Origin of the sequence: Pseudomonas sp. HLS-6 (assembly GCF_002753995.1) — a bacterium.
In the GTDB taxonomy this organism is placed as follows: Bacteria; Pseudomonadota; Gammaproteobacteria; order Pseudomonadales; family Pseudomonadaceae; genus Aquipseudomonas; species Aquipseudomonas defluvii.
Map to the genome: position 1 here is coordinate 1,052,187 of NZ_CP024478.1, position 17,336 is coordinate 1,069,522.

Below are 17,336 nucleotides of genomic sequence, written 5' to 3' on the forward strand. Positions count from 1 at the left end.
CCCTCCCAAGGTTTCAAGGCCGCGAAATGTAATGTAAATACATACGACTATCAATTGAGAAGAATTGTTATTCGTGTTGAATTTACAATCTTTACATTTTCATCCTGTGTTTTTTGCGGGCTCATTCGTCTTGGCAAGCGCTAAGGGCTTGTGGTGATGCAATAAGAATCAATATCATTGGCGTCTTTTCTGGCCTTAGGTATCCGCGCCATGCTTTTACACATTCCTGGTCTGTTTACGCGCGAGGAAGTGCTGCGTATTCGTGAGGCGCTGGAGCAGGCCGATTGGGCTGACGGCAAGATCACGGCGGGTTACCAGTCGGCCAAGGCCAAGCATAACCTCCAGTTGCCCGAGGGCCATCCATTGGCCAAGGAGATTGGTGCGGCCATGCTTGAGCGCTTGTGGGCCAACCCCCGTTTCATGTCTGCGGCCTTGCCCTTCAAGGTCTTCCCGCCGCTGGTCAACTGCTACCGCGAAGGCGGCAACTTTGGTTTTCATATCGACAATGCCGTTCGCCAGCCCCGTGGCAGTCACGAGCGGGTGCGTACCGATCTGTCTTCGACGCTGTTCTTCAGTGACCCTGAGGAGTACGACGGCGGTGAGCTCGAAATTCAGGACACCTACGGACTGCAGCGGGTCAAGCTGGCGGCTGGCGATATGGTGTTGTACCCGGGGACGAGCCTGCACAAGGTCAACCCGGTCACTCGCGGTGCGCGTTATGCGGCGTTTTTCTGGACCCAGAGCATGATCCGCGAAGACAGCCAGCGTACCCTGCTGTTCGAGATGGACAACGCAATTCAGCAACTGACTGCCGACGTTCCCGATCATCCATCACTGATTCAGTTGACGGGGACGTACCACAACCTGCTGCGTCGCTGGGCCGAGGTCTGACGCATGGCCTTTCACCTACGCCGTGAAGAAGTGCTCGACGGCGATCAACTGGGCCAGATGCTTGAAGAAAGCCCGGCCAAGGCGGCCCAAGCGCTGTTGATGGCCGCGGGGCAGGGGATCGTCGAGGCCCAGTTGCTGCTGGGGCAGATACTCCTGGACGGACGCGGTATCGAGCGCGACCCGGCGTTGGCCCGACGCTGGTTCGCCATTGCTGCCAATCAGGGCAGTGCCATGGCGCATAACATGCTCGGGCGTTGCCTGGAGCATGGCTGGGGTGGCGAGGTGGATGCTGTCGAAGCCGCTCGCCATTACCGCCTCGCGGCAGACGCCGGGCTTGATTGGGGGCTGTACAACTATGCCAACCTGTTGGCCACGGGGCGTGGTGTCGCGATAGATCCTGGTGCGGCACTGTGCTGTTATCGGCAAGCCGCTGAGCAAGGGCATGCGAAATCCATGAACCTGTTGGGGCGCTACCTTGAGGAGGGTGTGCATTGCCCGGCCGATGTGTCGGCGGCACACGACTGGTATCGACGCTCGGCAGAAGGCGGGGACTTTCGTGGGCAGTTCAGCCACGCCGGGGTCTTGGCGGCGCGGGGGCAGGTCGAGCAGGCGCTGGGCTGGTTGCGTCAGGCGCTGGTTGCGGGGAATGCAAATTTTCTGACGGTTGCTGCCGCTGCGTTGGAGCAGGCGACACAGCCCGAGATTCGAGCCATGGCGTTGGCCTATCGCACTCGGCTTGGCGAGCTTGGCGTTATGCCATAAAGCAATCGCCGGCAAGGCCGGCTCCTGCAATCGCTGCAGGAGCCGAGCGTGCCGGCGATAAGGTTCAGCCGTTTACAGGTAGTAGGCTTTCAGCGGCGGGAAGCCGTTGAACTCTACCGCGCTGTAGCTGGTGGTGTAGGCGCCGGTCGACAGCCAGTACAGGCGGTCGCCGATAGCCAGGTTCAGTGGCAGGCCGTACTTGTAGTGCTCGTACATGATGTCGGCGCTATCGCAGGTTGGGCCGGCGATCACGACTTCTTCCATCTCGCCTTTTTTCTCGGTCCAGATCGGGAACTTGATGGACTCGTCCATGGTTTCGATCAGGCCGGAGAATTTGCCCACGTCGGTGTAGACCCAACGCTCAACCGCGGTACGCGATTTGCGGGCGACCAGCACCACTTCGCTGACCAGAATACCGGCGTTGGCAATCAGCGAGCGGCCAGGCTCAAGGATGATTTCTGGCAGGTCGTCACCGAAGTCTTCCCTCAGGAAGCGGATGATTTCCTCTGCGTAGGTTTCCAGGCTGTTGGTACGGGTGATGTAGTTGGCCGGGAAGCCGCCACCCATGTTGATCAGCTTCAGTTCGATGCCGTCTTCGTCTTTCAGACGCTCGAAGATCACTTTGACCTTGGCGATGGCCGCGTCCCAGACGCTGATGTCGCGCTGTTGCGAACCCACATGGAAGGAGATGCCGTAAGGCACCAGGCCCAGGTCGCGGGCGAGGATCAGCAGGTCCATGGCCATGTCGGTCTGGCAACCGAACTTGCGCGACAACGGCCAGTCAGCGGTGGTCGAACCTTCGGTCAGGATACGCACGTAGACTTTCGAGCCCGGTGCGGCCTTGGCGATGTTGCGCAGGTCGGCTTCGGAGTCGGTGGCATACAGACGCACGCCCTTCTCGTAGAAGTAGCGGATGTCCTTGGATTTCTTGATGGTGTTGCCATAGCTGATGCGGTCTGGGGTGACACCGCGGCCCAGCACTTTGTCGAGCTCGTAGATCGAGGCGATGTCAAAGCTCGAACCCTTGTCGCGCAGCAGATCGATGATTTCGACCGCCGGGTTGGCCTTGACCGCGTAGTAGACCTTGGCGAATTCGAAGCCAGCACGCAGGTCGTCATAGGCCTGGCTGATCATCTGGGTGTCGATAAGTACGAACGGGGTTTCTTGCTTGTCGGCGAACGCCTTCATTTTTTGAAAGGTTTCGCGCGCGAAGTAGTCTTCGACCTGAATCGACATGCTTAGGGACTCCATGGGCAAACTAAAAAAATAAGTGGCTGCAGCTGAGCGCCCTCCGTATCCCCACTTTGGTTCGCCTACTTCCCAAGGCATGTCGCCGAAAGCAAAAAGGTCAACCGTGCGGTGAAAAAGGCGCTACGGGTGACCTTGCTGTCTCGTCGTCAGTACTTGAGCCGGATGGATCGTTTCCAGCATGGACGCTCGGCGCGAACTTTAGGACTTGAGGGGTTCAAGATCAACAAAAAATGTCGCGTTTTTGCACACGTCTGTCGCCCGGCGTTGCGCAGTCTCTTTGTAACCGAGCCGCATGACAGATGGATGTCTTTGAAAACAGTCCACATCGGCTCATGCCAAGGCCATTGCTGCGGCCGTTGTACCGGGGCTTGGCCGCTGTACGATCGCCGTGTGTGAGTCTGCCCTGGTCGTTGGGAGTCTCGACTTTGGTCCACCGGCAAGTTCGGGTATAATTTTGGCCCTTTTGAATCCCCAGTCAGGCGATTTCCCATGACCAACCAGGCCGCCGAAGTCGCGAAGCGTCGCACTTTCGCCATTATTTCCCACCCCGATGCGGGTAAAACCACCATCACCGAGAAGCTCCTGCTGATGGGCAAGGCGATTGCCGTCGCCGGTACGGTGAAATCGCGAAAGTCCGATCGCCATGCCACCTCCGACTGGATGGAAATGGAGAAGCAGCGTGGCATCTCCATCACCACCTCGGTGATGCAGTTCCCTTACCGCGATCACATGATCAACCTGCTCGACACCCCGGGCCACGAAGACTTCTCTGAAGATACCTACCGCACGCTGACAGCGGTGGACTCGGCGCTGATGGTACTCGACGGCGGTAAAGGCGTTGAGCCACGTACCATTGCCCTGATGGATGTCTGCCGCCTGCGCGACACGCCTATCGTCAGCTTCATCAACAAACTCGACCGTGATATTCGTGACCCGATCGAGTTGCTCGACGAGATCGAAGCGGTCCTGAAGATCAAGGCCGCGCCGATCACCTGGCCGATCGGCTGCTACAAGGACTTCAAGGGTGTTTACCACCTGTCCGGCGACTACATCATTGTCTACACCCCGGGCCACGGTCACGAGCGTACCGAGGTGAAGATCATCGAGAAACTCGACTCGGACGAGGCCCGCGCGCACCTGGGTGATGAATACGAGCGTTTCATCGAGCAACTGGAACTGGTTCAGGGCGCTTGCCATGAGTTCGACCAGGACGAGTTCATGAACGGTGAGTTGACGCCGGTGTTCTTTGGTACCGCGCTGGGCAACTTTGGTGTGGACCATGTCCTTGACGCCGTGGTCGACTGGGCGCCGCGTCCGCTGCCGCGTGTAGCCAATGAGCGCACGGTGGAGCCGACCGAAGAGAAGTTCAGCGGTTTCGTCTTCAAAATCCAGGCGAACATGGACCCGAAACACCGCGACCGTATCGCCTTCATGCGGATCTGTTCGGGCCGTTACGAGAAGGGTATGAAGATGCGCCATGTACGCACCGGCAAAGACCTGCGTATCGGCGATGCTCTGACCTTCTTCTCCTCCGAGCGTGAGCAACTGGAGGAAGCCTGGGCCGGCGACATCATCGGTTTGCATAACCACGGCACCATCCAGATTGGCGACACCTTCACGGAAGGTGAGAATCTGGGCTTCACCGGCATTCCTCACTTTGCCCCTGAACTGTTCCGCCGCGTTCGCCTTAAAGACCCGCTCAAGTCCAAGCAATTGCGTCAGGGCCTGCAGCAGTTGGCCGAAGAAGGCGCGACCCAGGTGTTCTTCCCCGAGCGCAGCAACGACATCATTCTCGGTGCCGTGGGTGTTCTGCAGTTCGATGTGGTCGCCAGCCGTTTGAAGGAAGAGTACAAGGTTGAATGCGCCTACGAGCCGATCACCGTGTGGTCGGCCCGCTGGATCCAGTGCGACGACAAGAAGAAGATCGAGGAATTCAAGGTCAAGGCCATGGAAAACCTGGCCATCGACGGTGGTGGTCACCTGACCTACCTGGCGCCGACCCGGGTCAACCTGGCACTGATGGAAGAGCGCTGGCCAGATGTGAAGTTCCGCGCCACGCGCGAGCACCACTAAACCTCGCCGGCAAGCCCGTTCCTGCAACCCAGCACGCCTGAGGCTGTTGTGGGCGACGGGCTTGCCTGCGTACAGGTGTCGCGTTAGCCGCCTACGCGAGCTGCCGGTACGCTCGGGCTATGCAGACGTTCACCCATGCGGAAGATCAGCAAGGTCAACGAGTCGGCGTTTTTCAGCATGATTTGCGCACGCTTTTCTGCATCGTTCAGAAAAACCTGACGGGCATCGTCGAGGTTTTTAGCGCCCGTGGTCTGCAGGATGAATCGCCGCCCCTTTCGATCATCGTCACGAATGTCGCGTGGGGCGCCATTCGGGTGATCCTGTATGACAAACAACTCATTGGCCGGTGTGCGGTGTGAGAATGTGGTGTCTTGGCGTTGCCTCAGCCAGAGTGTCTTGGGAACAGGCGCCAGCAGGTTCAGGAAGGGTAAGGTGCCTTCGTTGTAGCAGATGTCGCGCGTGTTGTAGGCCAGGTGCGTGAACTCGTGAACCAGCACGGCTGCCCTGAAAATGGCGGCGGCATCGTCTTGCGTGTAGCCGGCACGGAAGGTGAATTGGTTGGCGAAATTGTAGTCAAAGTAGCCGTCGAGCATGAAAATCTGCTTCTCGAGATCCGAAGGCACCGTGAACGCCAGTCCCTGGCTGTTAATTGTGCTTGTACCGATGAGGTAGCGTGACGAGGACTGCGGCGAGTAGCTGCCTGACCCCATCATATCGATGACGGCATTGACCGACTCATGCATGGATTGCCGGAGTGGCTCGGTCAGGGCCGGTACACCGAAGAAGTCGCTGATGATGCGTTGGGTTTCTACCGGGACGTGTGTGGCTGGATCGGCGTTGCGCAGGTTTTTCAGGCAGTTCGTCAAGTACATCATGGCGGTGCGATGTGCCTGGCGTATTTTTTGCGCGCGGCTGGGCATCATGTTTTGAATCTGCCGCATTCCGCTCGCGACGATAATGACGTTTTCCCGGCGAGCCTTCCAGCGCGTGTACTGGCCACCTAGCCGAGTGAGGACAGCGCCATGCTCTATCGGAAGCGGCAGCGTCGGGTCGATCTCCCATCGGTTGGCGGCGCTCAGGCGCAAACGAGGGCCAAGGTTATCTTCAGCCTCATCGATCAGGTACCAGTTGGCGTCCGAGAAGGTTGCCCGGTATACGTGTCCATTGATATTGACATAGTGTTTGCCTGTGGCCGCGTCTCTGTAGACCTGAGTCAGGCTGTCGAACACCATTAACTCCAGCGCTTGGGTGGGTGCTTCATAGCGTGCCAAGGGTATGGGGGAGTGCTCGTCAAGGTACAGGTTTTGCCAGAACTGGCGTTCGGCATTAAGGTTTTCTACGTCGCCCAGCGTGCTGGCGCTGTGGCCAATCAGCAGGCTTTGCACCAATACGCACAGCAGTTCGGCGGTATGCGCCGGCCAATCGCTGCCCTCGTCGTTACGTGCAATTTTTAGCACCGTCATTTCTGCCTGCCAGGCGCCGAGCAGCAGTCCAATCTTGCCCGGTACGAAAAAACTCAGTTGGTTGAACACAAGCCCGAGGATATGTTTGAGCGACTCCCAGTCAGCCTTTTCGGTGCTGATCAGTTGGGCGTCCAGCATGCGCTTGAGGGTGCGAATGTTTTCCTCGAACAGGTAATGCAGCGCGTTGCCCTTGACCGGCAGGTTGGCAAGGGTAACGGGGCCTGGTCTCGATAACGGCAGGTCGAAGTCCGATTCTGCACTGAAGGGCAAGTGGGGTTCGTCGAAGCCATTGTTGTCATAGCGTCTGCGCAAGGGCTCTGGTAACTGGGCGAGAACCAGGGCTTGCAACGCGGTGTCTGTCTTCAGTTGCGCCAGTAGTGCTGTGGTGCTGCTGAATTCCTTGAACGTAAAACTTTCGCAGTACGGGGCATAGAGCACTACGGGGTCGGTGTCTTCTGCTCGAAACAGGTAGAGGTCAGGGACAATATCGGCGGGTAAATCCGATTGTGCGATCAGCGCCAGCGGTGTCAGTTGGATGCGCTTGCCGTCCAGCGGTAAGCGGGCGGTCGCATCAGGCATTTGTACCACTTGCTTCACAAAGGCTACTGCAGTTTTACTCAGGTTTCGCCTCAGGTAGGCATTGAATGCACGTTCAAGCATTTGGTCGGGTACTTGGCGGCAAAACAGCTCTAGGCGATGGTTGAAGCCGGGGCTGGCAGGGTCAAATGTCTGACTGAACAATGTTTGATAGTTGCTACCAATGTCCAGGCGCCTGACCAGGTCCTTGATGTAGTCCACGTTCATTGCTGTGGGGGGCGCTGCACCGTTTTCCAATTCCAGTGCGGTGATGGGGTTGCTCCAGTCTCGGAAGTGATTCAGTGCATATTCGACCAATGTTTGTCGATGGTGGATGCATTCGCCTGTAGAGCCTGAGGGCACTTCGCCAGTGGGCGGTAGCGTTGAGATGCAGGCGATGGTGGTGATGAAAATGGCATCCGGCGGATAGCGTTTGGCCGGAAAGTCGCTATCAAGCTGAGTGGCCAGTCGCTCATAGGCATAGTCCGCGATGGTGGGCATATCGGAGAGGTAATCCTCTTCCGAGGTGATATTGAGCAGGTTGCGCCCCAGGATTTCCAGATAATCGAATTTCTCCTGGTAGGTTGCATCCAGCAGCCACTTCGGGATTGCCGCGCGCACGGTTTGTTCGCGTATTTCATGCTTGAAGCGCAGCAACTGTACTTCGCTGCTGTCCATGGGCGTATAGGTATGCAGCAGTTCCGGCAGACCACTGCCCGACAGCCCGGCATTGATGATCTGATCGAAGACGAACAGGGTGTTGCGCTGGCGAAGGTTGCTGTCGAGGGCTTCGAGCCGTTGCAGCACATTGCTCTTGATCGGGCTCCAGTTCAAGGTCGGTGGCGTCACTTGCGGCGCCATAGGGGCGTTATCCGGCAGCACGCTATCCTCTTCTGCAACGCAATCGTAGAGTGATTCTGCGCTGTGAAAGTTGGTTAGCCGCGCCTGAAGCTTCTGGTTGAGGGACTGGAGTGACGTGAAGGTTTCAAAGCCTAATGCCCGTGTCCACAGGATCAGGGGGGGCTTCTGCCGTTTCCAGGGGCTTGCGTGAAAGTAGCAAGAGGTTGGCAACCTGCGTTTCGTGCTTGCCCTCGTAGGTAATGTTCAGTTGCCAAACCATGGCCGGAGCACCCTCCAGCAGCGGCCGGGTGCGTGATATCGGGTAGTTGAGCACCGCTTGGATGAGGTCGATTGCCGGTTGTTCGAGGGTGTTTTTCTGACGAGCCAGCTGCAGTTCCAGCCGCAGTGTCAAGCCGTACAGGTTTTGTGCCGTGTGTCGCTCTTGGTTCTGATTACGCACGACTGCATGGGCCAGATAATGACGAAGTGAGCCGGTCACTTTGTCGACACACTGGTTGATGACCGGGGCTGTCAGTTGCGGCAGCAGCGCTTGAGCGTTGGCGGCCAGGCGGTGTTGTGCCGGCTGTTGAGTCGCCGACGTCGCATTTCGTTTGCTCAGGTTTTCCCAGATCAACTCACTGAGGCTCTGGTTGGGGGTTCCATCGGCGCCGTTCTGCAGCAGGACAGACGCTGCCGGCATGGAGCCGAGTAGGTAGCACAGGTTGTTTTCAATCAGCGACAGGGTGACGGAATCCAGGCTTGGACGGGCTTCCAGCAGTTGTGTGTTGTTCTGTTCCACGCGGCGTTTGATGTGCTTCAGGTCTTGGAGCGAAAGCGTTTCGCTGTTCAAGTCATGCTTGATTGCCGTGAGCGAGGCGCTGCTCTCTCTATCCTTGCGGACATACGGCATCATCAGGCGTGGCAGGCAGGGATCAATCAAGCTCTCCAGCTCAAGGGCTTTCTGACAGACACTGACAAACGCCAATGGGCCTTGTTGCCGCAGGGCCTGGGTCAGGCGCTGGCGCGGTACGCTCAGTAGGCGTTGGGTGTAGGTTTGCAGGGCCGGAGCCTGCATGGGTAGCAGCGGCACGTCACCGATTGCCAGTGTATCCAAGAACGCCTGGCGGTTTGTGTGACGCTTCAGCCCCCCGGTAGGGGTGTAGCTATAGCACGGAGTTGACGGCGCATCCGCAGTGCCCAGCAACATGACGGTTTCCAGCGGAACTGTCGCGGTTGTCGAGGCTGTGGGTTTCAGGTACCAGGCCTGCAGCTCCGGTAAGTGTTCTGCCTTGGACCATTTGATCAGGGTCCTGTACTCCTGGTTGCTCAGGTCGTTACTCCAGGCGAGCTGGGTTAGGGCTTCAAGAAAACGGCTGCGTAACGCATGGGTCAGTTGCTCGGTAGGGCTCAGGCCCTCGGAGCGTGATGCTGCCCAGTGGTTATCAAGCTGAGTGGTGCAGTGCTCACTCAACTGCGCCCGAGTCAGGCACAGTGCGGTATTGAGTTTTTTTTGGTCTTGCGCGCTGGCTCGCGTGCCGTCGGGGTTCAGCAGTTCATGTGCCCCGTTTCCAATGAGTGTGGGGTCTGCCAGCGTTTCCAGAAGGGTATCGTTCAGGCTTTGGTGATAATCCTGCCCCTGGGCGCGGTTGGACAGGCGCTGAGCGGACACTTTGACTTCCCGAGTAGCGGGGTTGATGGCTGCATCGGGCCACTGCACGCGTAGTTGGGTCACGAAGGCTTGGGTTAGTAGCGTTTCGGGAGCCGGCTGGTTGAGGAGCAGGGTTTGCAGGGTGGTCAGGTTCTGGCCGAGACGTGAATTGATGCTCAGCATCAACCACTCAAATACCGCCCCTTCGATCAGGTTGTCTTCCAGGTCCACGACCGGGTCGTTACGCCATTGTCGATAGGCTTCGGCATCGGTGTATTGCAGCAGGGCCAAGGCGGTCTCGGCGTTACCGAGCATCTGGATGAGTGCATTGCGAGCCTGCAGACGATCATCGAATTTCATGATGCCCAGTACAGGGTTGTAGATGAACACTGCTGTTTGCGTGGAGTGGCTGATCAGCAGTGTCGAGATCAGGGCAATGGTTTGACCGGATGCGCTCACCGCATCGAGGTAGTCCACGCGTGTATCCGCGCGAGCGTCGGGCTGAGGCGCCGTGCTGGTCAGACGTGAGAGTCGGTTTGCCTCCACGGCGCTAATACGTTTAGCAGAGGCGGCGTCTTGCAGGTGATCTTCAAAGCGTTTGTGCAGTGCATCGGTGTGATAGTACGGGAGGGTATTGAGGCTCATGGCACAGTCTCGGCAGGTGGTTAGGCTGTCCGGGCTGCTGTACGTGAACGCAGCACCCCGGCGGTGGGTTCACGGTGCCGGGGTGCGGTGTCTCAAAGGTGATATTTATTTCAAGGGTGCTGCTGACACTGCCATGTCTCTGCTAGAGGAACTGCTCTGCGTAGTGACAGGCGACCTGCCGTGTTTCCACCTGACGGAACGCCGGTACCTCCTGGGCGCAACGTTCGGTGGCGTGGGGGCAGCGTTTGTGGAATGCACAACCTGATGGTGGGTCCAGCGGGTTGGGCAGTTCGCCAGCGATCTTGATTTTCGGTTTGAGCGGGTCCGGGTGCAAGGTCGGGGTTGCTGACAACAAGGCCTGGGTGTAGGGGTGCAGTGGCCTGTTGTAGATGTCTTCTTTCGGGCCCATTTCTGCTGGGCGGCCGAGGTACATCACCAGTACCTGGTCGGCCACGTGTCGCACCACGGCCAGGTTGTGTGAGATGAACACATACGCCGTGTTGAACTCGTTTTGCAGGTCCATGAACAGGTTCAACACTTGCGCCTGGATAGATACGTCCAGCGCCGAGGTTGGCTCGTCGGCCACCAGCACCTTGGGTTGCAGCATCATGGCCCGGGCGAGAGCGATACGCTGGCGCTGACCGCCAGAAAACATATGCGGGTAGCGTTGGTAGTGTTCAGGGCGAAGACCGACCTGTTGCATCATCGCCTGAACCTTCTCTCGTCGTTCGGCTTTGGAGAGGTTGGTGTTGATCAGCAAGGGTTCGGCGAGTTGGTCGCCAATCTTCTGTCGAGGGTTCAACGAAGCATAGGGGCTCTGGAAAACCATCTGCACATCTTTGCGCAGTTGTTTGCGCTGAGCCTTGTTGGCGCCCGTGACTTCTTGCCCGGCAATTTTCAGGGAGCCGGAGGAGGGTTCTTCAATAAGGGTCAGGGCCCGGGCCAGGGTTGATTTGCCACAGCCGGACTCACCCACGACTGCCAGGGTCTTGCCGGCTTCCAGTTCAAAGGAGACGCCATTCAGCGCGCGGACCAGTGCGTGGCCTTTGAACAGGCCACGTGAGACTTCGTAGTGACGGGTAAGCTCACGGGCGGTAAGAACGACGCTCATTACGCCACCTCCTGGTTCAGCGGGTAGAAACAACGGACCAGGCTGTGGGCCTGTCTGTCCAGGTTCGGACGTTGCTGGCGACAGTGATCCTGAACGTAGGGGCAGCGCGGTGAGAGCAGGCAGCCCTGTGGTCTGTCATAGCGCCCTGGAACGATACCGGGCAAGGTTGCCAGGCGTGCAGCGCCTTCACTGTGCTCGGGAATGGCCGCCAGCAGCGCTTTGCTGTAAGGGTGCGCAGGCACCTCGAACAGCGTTGGAACCTGGCCAATTTCAACGGCTTGGCCGGCGTACATGACGCATACGCGCCTGGCTGTTTCGGCGACCACGGCCAGGTCATGGGTGATCAGGATCAGGGCCATGTCCTGCTCCTGTTGCAGGTTGAGCAGCAACTCCATGATCTGCGCTTGAATGGTGACGTCCAGTGCGGTGGTCGGCTCGTCGGCGATCAGCAACTTGGGCTCGCCGGCAATCGCCATGGCAATCGCCACGCGTTGGCTCATGCCGCCCGAGAGTTGGTGCGGGTAGGCGTCCAGCCGGCTTTCAGCCGCCGGAATTTCGACTTTCTTGAGGAGTTCCAGCGCCCGCTGGCGGGCTGCCTTGCCGCGCAGACCAAGGTGCTGGCGCAGCACTTCCTCGATCTGAAAACCGACGGTATAGCTGGGATTGAGCGCGGTCATCGGGTCCTGGAAGACCATCGCCAGGTCCTTGCCGACGACCTTGCGCCGTTGCCGCGCGCTGAGCTTGAGCATGTCGTTGCCGTCGAACGTCATGCTGTCGGCGGTGACGATGCCGGGGGCGTCGATCAGGCCCATCAGTGCCATCATGGTCACGGATTTCCCCGAACCGGACTCGCCGACGATGGCCAGCACTTCGCCTTTTTCCACGCTGAGGTCGAGACCGTCGACCACGGGGACCGCCTTGGCATCGCCAAAGCGCACATTGAGATTGTTGATCTGCAACAGTGACATGGGCGTCTCCTCAGGCGGCATTCTTGAGTTTCGGGTCCAGCGCGTCGCGCAGCCCGTCGCCCATCAGGTTGATTGCCAGCACGCTGAGCAAAATGGTCAGGCCGGGCAGGCTCACGACCCACCAGGCGCGCTCGATGTAATCGCGGGCCGAGGCCAGCATGGTGCCCCACTCGGGAGTTGGCGGTTGTACGCCCAGGCCGAGGAAGCCCAGGGCCGCGGCATCGAGGATGGCCGAGGAAAAACTCAAGGTGGCCTGGACGATCAGCGGCGCCATGCAGTTGGGCAATACGGTGATGAACATCAGCCGTGGCAAGCTGGCACCGGCCAGGCGCGCAGCGGTCACGTAGTCACGGTTCAGTTCTCCCATCACCGCGGCACGGGTCAGGCGCACGTAGGACGGCAACGAAACGATGGCAATGGCGATCACGGTGTTGATCAGGCCAGGGCCGAGAATGGCTACGATGGCCACGGCCAGCAGCAGCGAAGGCAGGGCCAGCATGACGTCCATCAGGCGCATGATCGACGGGCCGAGCAGGCGTGGAAAGAACCCGGCCAACAGCCCCATCAGCACCCCAGGGATCAGCGACATGACCACTGAGGACAGGCCGATCAGCAAGGACAGGCGCGAGCCATGGATCAGTCGCGAGAGCAGGTCGCGGCCGAGCTCGTCGGTGCCGAGGATGAACTGCCAGGTGCCGCCCTCAAGCCAGACCGGCGGGGTCAGCAGGAAATCTCGGTACTGTTCGCTTGGCTCATGGGGCGCGACCCATGGCGCGAAGAGCGCACAGAACACGATCAGGCACATGAACAGCAGGCCGGCGAAGGCGCCTTTGTTGCGGGCGAAGGCCTGCCAGAATTCGGTGTACGGCGATGGGTAGAGCAGGCTCTGGTCCACGGCGCTGGGCGGCACGGCAGAGGCGGATTTTACGATTGGGTCAGTCATTGTCTCGGCCTCAGCGCTGGTGGCGAATGCGTGGGTTGACCAGGCCGTAGAGGATATCCACGACGAAGTTCACCAGGATCACCAGGCATGCAATCAGCAGGATGCCATTCTGTACCACGGGGTAGTCACGGGCGCCGATGGCTTCGATCAGCCACTTGCCGATGCCCGGCCAGGAAAAGATGGTTTCAGTCAGCACGGCGCCGCCGAGCAGGGTGCCGACCTGCAGGCCGAACACGGTCAGAACCGGGATCAATGCATTGCGCAGACCATGCACGAAGACCACGCGGGCAGGCGACAGGCCTTTCGCGCGGGCAGTACGAATGTAGTCCTCGCGCAGCACCTCGAGCATCGAGGAGCGTGTCATGCGTGCAATCACCGCCAGCGGGATGGTGCCCAGGACGATGGCCGGCAGAATCAGGTGCATGAGCGCGTCCTTGAAGGCGCCTTCCTCTTCACTGAACAGGGTATCGATGAGCATGAAACCGGTGATGGGCTCGATGTCGTAGAGCGAGCTGATACGTTCGGAAACGGGTGTCCAGCCGAGGCTGACCGAGAAGAACATGATCAGGATCAGGCCCCACCAGAAAATCGGCATGGAGTAGCCGGCCAGCGAGATCCCCATCACGCCGTGGTCGAGTAGCGAGCCGCGCTTGAGGGCGGCGACCACCCCGGCCAACAGGCCGAACACGCCGGCAAACAGCAGGGCGGCAAGCGCCAGTTCCAGGGTGGCCGGGAACAAGGTGAGAAACTCTTTCCAGACGCTTTCGCGCGTGCGCAGCGATTCGCCCAGATCACCCTGGGCAAGCTTGCTAATGTAGTCCAGGTACTGCACCGGTAATGGTTTGTTCAGCCCCAGCCGCTCCATGGCTTGTGCGTGCATTTCAGGGTCAACGCGACGCTCGCCCATCATCACTTCGACCGGATCACCTGGTATCAATCGTATGAGCGCGAACGTCAGTAAGGTGATGCCGAAGAAGGTCGGGATCAACAGTCCCAGTCGTCGGGCAATAAAACTAAACATGTTCTGGTGTACCTCATCAGCCGGTTAGGCGTACCCGCCAACGCCCGGATAAGGCGCGGGCGGGCGTTGTTGTTCTACTTCACCAGGGTGGTAGCGAAGTTGTTGGTGGTCAGCGGGCTGATGTGGAAGCCCTCGACGTTCTTGCGCATGGCGGTAAACATCTTCGGATGTGCGATGCTGATCCACGGTTGGTCTTCATCGTACACCGCCAGGGCTTTCTCATAGAGTGCTGCGCGCTCACCCGTGTCGATGGTCTCGCGGGCTTTGGTGATCAGCGCCTGGAAGGTCGGGTTACACCAGCGTGCGTAGTTCTCGCCACTTTTTACGGCGTCGCAGCTCAGCAGCGGGCTGAGGAAGTTGTCCGGGTCGCCATTGTCACCGGCCCAGCCGGTCGAGACCATGTCGGGTTCTCCCTTCTTCGCGCGCTTGAGCATTTCTGCCCATTCCATCACGCGGATGTCGACCTTAAGACCAATCCTGGCCAGGTCGGCCTGGAGCATTTCTGCGCTCAATCGCGGGTTGGGGTTGGTCGGGCCACCACCGTTACGGGTGTACAGGGTCAATACGGTGCCTTCCGGTACGCCGGCTTCCTTGAGCAGGGCTCGGGCTTTATCCAGATCCCGGGGCGGGTTCTGGTTGGCGTTGTTGAAGCCAATCAGTGTGGGCGGGTAGGGGTTTATGCCGATCAGCGCGTTGCCTTTGCCAAACAGTTGATCAACATGGGCCTGTTTATCGAAAGCCAGGTTGATCGCTTTGCGTACCCGCACGTCACTGAGGTACTTGTGCTCGGTGTTCAGTGAGATGTAACCGGTGGTCAGGGCCTCCAGTTCATCAACTTTCAGGTCCGGGTCTTTGCGGATACTGGGGATGTCATCGGGCTTGGGGTACAGCGCGACCTGGCATTCATTGGCCTTGAGTTTTTGCAGGCGCACATTGTTGTCGGTGGCGATGGTCAGCACCAGAGGGTCGCTGGGTGGTTTGCCCCGGAAATACTCGGGGTTGGCCTTGAAGCGCACCTGAGCGTCTTTTTTGTAGCGCTGAAAAATGAATGGGCCGGTGCCGATTGGTTGGCTGTTGAGGTTGGCCGTCTTGTTGGTCGCCAGCAACTGGCTGGCATACTCGGCCGAATAGATCGAGGTGAAGGCCATGGCCAGGTCACGCAGGAACGGTGCTTCCGGGCGTGTCAGGGTAAAGGTGACGGTGTGCTCGTCGACTTTCTCGACACCTTTGAGCAGGTCTTTGAAACCCATGCTTTCAAAGTAGGGAAAGCCGACGCTGGCCTTGTCATGCCAGGGATGCTTGGGGTCGAGTTGGCGCTGAAAGCTCCAGAGCACATCGTCGGCATTCAACTCACGGCTTGGGGTGAAGTAGTCGGTTTTGTGGAACTTCACGCCCCGGCGCAGGTAGAACGTGTACGTCAGCCCATCCGGGCTGATTTCCCAGCGCTCGGCCAGGGCCGGTTCGATGTCGGTGGTGCCCGGCTTGAAGTCTACCAGCCGGTTGAACACGGTTTCGGCGGCCGCATCGGCCGTCACTGCGGTGGTGTATTGAACGATGTCGAAGCCTTCCGGGCTGGCCTCGGTACATACCACCAGTGGCTTGGCTGCCACGCCAGCTGCAGTGCTCAACAGTAGGGCTGCCAGGGCAGCCTGAAGGGGTCGCAGTTTCATGAAAGCTCCCAGCGATCAATTAAAGCAGGTTAGTTGCCACGGGCGATTCGTCTAATCCCCCGTGGCCATGCCCCCTAAAGGATGTTGAATGGAATGGTGGTCACGACCCGGAACTCGTCCAGGCTACCGTCGGCCTGGGCCTTGCTGGCACGGTGCGCGGTGTAGGTGGCGCGTACCGTGGTGTCTTTGAGCGAGCCGCTCTGCACGGTGTAACTGCTGCCAATGCCGTACTCGTAGTGGTTTTCACCCTCAAGGCCACGCACGTCGTAGCCCGTGCCCGTGTAGTGCGTGCCGTCGATGCCCCAGCCACGGGCGTTATAGATATTAAACTTCAGCCCCGGAACACCATACCCGGCCATGTTCAGGGTGTAGGCGACCTGCAGGGATTTTTCGTTCGGGCCGTTGAAGTCCGAGAGCAGTGAGTTGGCCAGAAAGATGGCGTTGGTATCATGGAGGTAGTCGAAGTACTCGTTGCCGTTTACCTGCTGGTAGGAAACGCTGAGTTTGTGCGCCTGATGGGTCAGGCCTAGCGACAGGCTGTAGGTGTCATTGTCGATCTCACCCAGTTTGCGTTTACCTTCATCCCGGGTTTTGTAGTAGTTCAGCCCCGTGCTCAGGCTCAGCAGTGCGCTGTCGCCCAGCTCGTGCGTGGCGCCGAAATAGTACTGGTTCCAAAGGTCTTCGACATTGGACAGGTAGAGGCTGGTGTTCAAGCTCTTGAGTGGCTGATAGTTGACGCCGGCCATGCTGATGCGGTCGGTGTACTGGTTGCTGTCGCCATATTCGGAGCGGAGCTTGCTCTGGCCTTGCTCGGTTCGGGTCGAGACGCGGTCGAAGGTGCCGGCATCGAACGACAGGTTGTCGAACTCTGCGCTGTGGATGCTGACACCCTGGAAGCTGGAAGGCAGTGCACGGTTGCCAATGTAGGCAATAACCGGCGTGTCGATGGACTGACGGCCTGCTGTGAGGGTGGTGTTGGAGACCCGCGCCTTGAGGTTGGCCAGGCCCATTTTGCTCCATTGGCCGATGACCTCTCCGTCGCGGTGGGTCAGGGTGCGGTTGTTTGGCCCGGCGACGGCGGCGCGGCCTTGCTCAAGCGCAATGGCGTTGTAGGCGGCGACTTCGGTGCTGAAGCCGACAGTGCCTTCGGTGAAACCGGAGGTGTAGTTGAGAATGGTGCCCTGTACCCAGTTGTTACGGCTATGGGTGTCATGACGGCTACCATCACGTTTGTAGTATTTCCACAGGGGTGCACGGGTAGCACGCTCATGGGCATACCAGTTGCGGGTCGAACCGGACAGGCTCTGCCCTTCGATGAAGCCTTTGGCTTCGTTTTGATCGCTGGTGGATTTGACCGTCACCGGGACGAATGCCTGGCTGATGGGTTCTGCCAGGGCCAGTGTGGACAGGCTACTGAGGGATAAGGCCAGTACTGCGTTCTTGGTTCGTCTCAAGGTAAAACTCCCTTTCTTCT

The 17,336-nt window shown here is 59.1% G+C and carries 12 protein-coding genes; 3 read left to right on the top strand and 9 right to left on the bottom strand.

From position 1 onward, the window contains the following. Positions 1-210: 210 nt before the first annotated feature. Entirely contained in the window at positions 211-891 is a 681-nt protein-coding gene (locus tag CS390_RS04730) for a Fe2+-dependent dioxygenase (protein WP_099773616.1), read from the top strand. 3 nt (positions 892-894) lie between these two features. After that, positions 895-1,653, top strand: coding sequence for a tetratricopeptide repeat protein (locus CS390_RS04735; protein WP_099773617.1), 759 nt, complete (start codon positions 895-897; stop codon positions 1,651-1,653). A 72-nt stretch (positions 1,654-1,725) separates the two neighbouring features. Here CS390_RS04735 and CS390_RS04740 read toward each other — a convergent pair whose 3' ends face one another. Further along, positions 1,726-2,889 (bottom strand): type III PLP-dependent enzyme, encoded by a 1,164-nt coding sequence (locus CS390_RS04740; protein WP_065759367.1) that lies wholly within the window; start codon positions 2,887-2,889, stop codon positions 1,726-1,728. Between the two features lie 504 nt (positions 2,890-3,393). Here CS390_RS04740 and CS390_RS04745 point away from each other — a divergent pair. Then, positions 3,394-4,977, top strand: coding sequence for a peptide chain release factor 3 (locus tag CS390_RS04745; protein ID WP_065759368.1), 1,584 nt, complete (start codon positions 3,394-3,396; stop codon positions 4,975-4,977). Positions 4,978-5,060: 83 nt separating this feature from the next. Here the strand turns inward: CS390_RS04745 and CS390_RS04750 are convergent, their stop codons facing one another. The 8 genes from CS390_RS04750 to CS390_RS04785 all read right to left on the bottom strand — a co-directional run bounded on the left by CS390_RS04750 (position 5,061) and on the right by CS390_RS04785 (position 17,316). Next, positions 5,061-7,877 (bottom strand): dermonecrotic toxin domain-containing protein, encoded by a 2,817-nt coding sequence (locus tag CS390_RS04750; protein WP_099773618.1) that lies wholly within the window; start codon positions 7,875-7,877, stop codon positions 5,061-5,063. Between the two features lie 124 nt (positions 7,878-8,001). Then, positions 8,002-10,149 carry a hypothetical protein gene (locus CS390_RS04755; RefSeq protein ID WP_099773619.1) on the bottom strand — a complete coding sequence of 716 codons (2,148 nt, stop codon included), beginning with the start codon at positions 10,147-10,149 and terminating at the stop codon, positions 8,002-8,004. Between the two features lie 142 nt (positions 10,150-10,291). Then, a complete protein-coding gene (locus CS390_RS04760) occupies positions 10,292-11,260 on the bottom strand; it encodes a peptide ABC transporter ATP-binding protein (RefSeq protein ID WP_065759370.1) in 969 nt (322 codons plus the stop codon). Next, positions 11,260-12,228: an ABC transporter ATP-binding protein gene (locus CS390_RS04765; protein ID WP_099773620.1), complete on the bottom strand. Its 969-nt coding sequence runs from the start codon at positions 12,226-12,228 to the stop codon at positions 11,260-11,262. The genes CS390_RS04760 and CS390_RS04765 overlap by 1 nt, the downstream gene beginning before the upstream one ends. Positions 12,229-12,238: 10 nt before the next feature. Continuing rightward, complete coding sequence (locus CS390_RS04770) at positions 12,239-13,171, bottom strand: ABC transporter permease subunit (protein ID WP_099773621.1); 933 nt, start codon at positions 13,169-13,171, stop codon at positions 12,239-12,241. Between the two features lie 10 nt (positions 13,172-13,181). Beyond that, positions 13,182-14,192 carry an ABC transporter permease subunit gene (locus tag CS390_RS04775; RefSeq protein ID WP_099773622.1) on the bottom strand — a complete coding sequence of 337 codons (1,011 nt, stop codon included), beginning with the start codon at positions 14,190-14,192 and terminating at the stop codon, positions 13,182-13,184. A 74-nt stretch (positions 14,193-14,266) separates the two neighbouring features. Continuing rightward, positions 14,267-15,862, bottom strand: a complete 1,596-nt coding sequence (locus CS390_RS04780) for an ABC transporter substrate-binding protein (RefSeq protein ID WP_099773623.1) — start codon at positions 15,860-15,862, stop codon at positions 14,267-14,269. A gap of 74 nt (positions 15,863-15,936) precedes the next feature. Next, a complete protein-coding gene (locus CS390_RS04785) occupies positions 15,937-17,316 on the bottom strand; it encodes an OprD family porin (RefSeq protein WP_099773624.1) in 1,380 nt (459 codons plus the stop codon). Between the last annotated feature and the right edge of the window lie 20 nt (positions 17,317-17,336).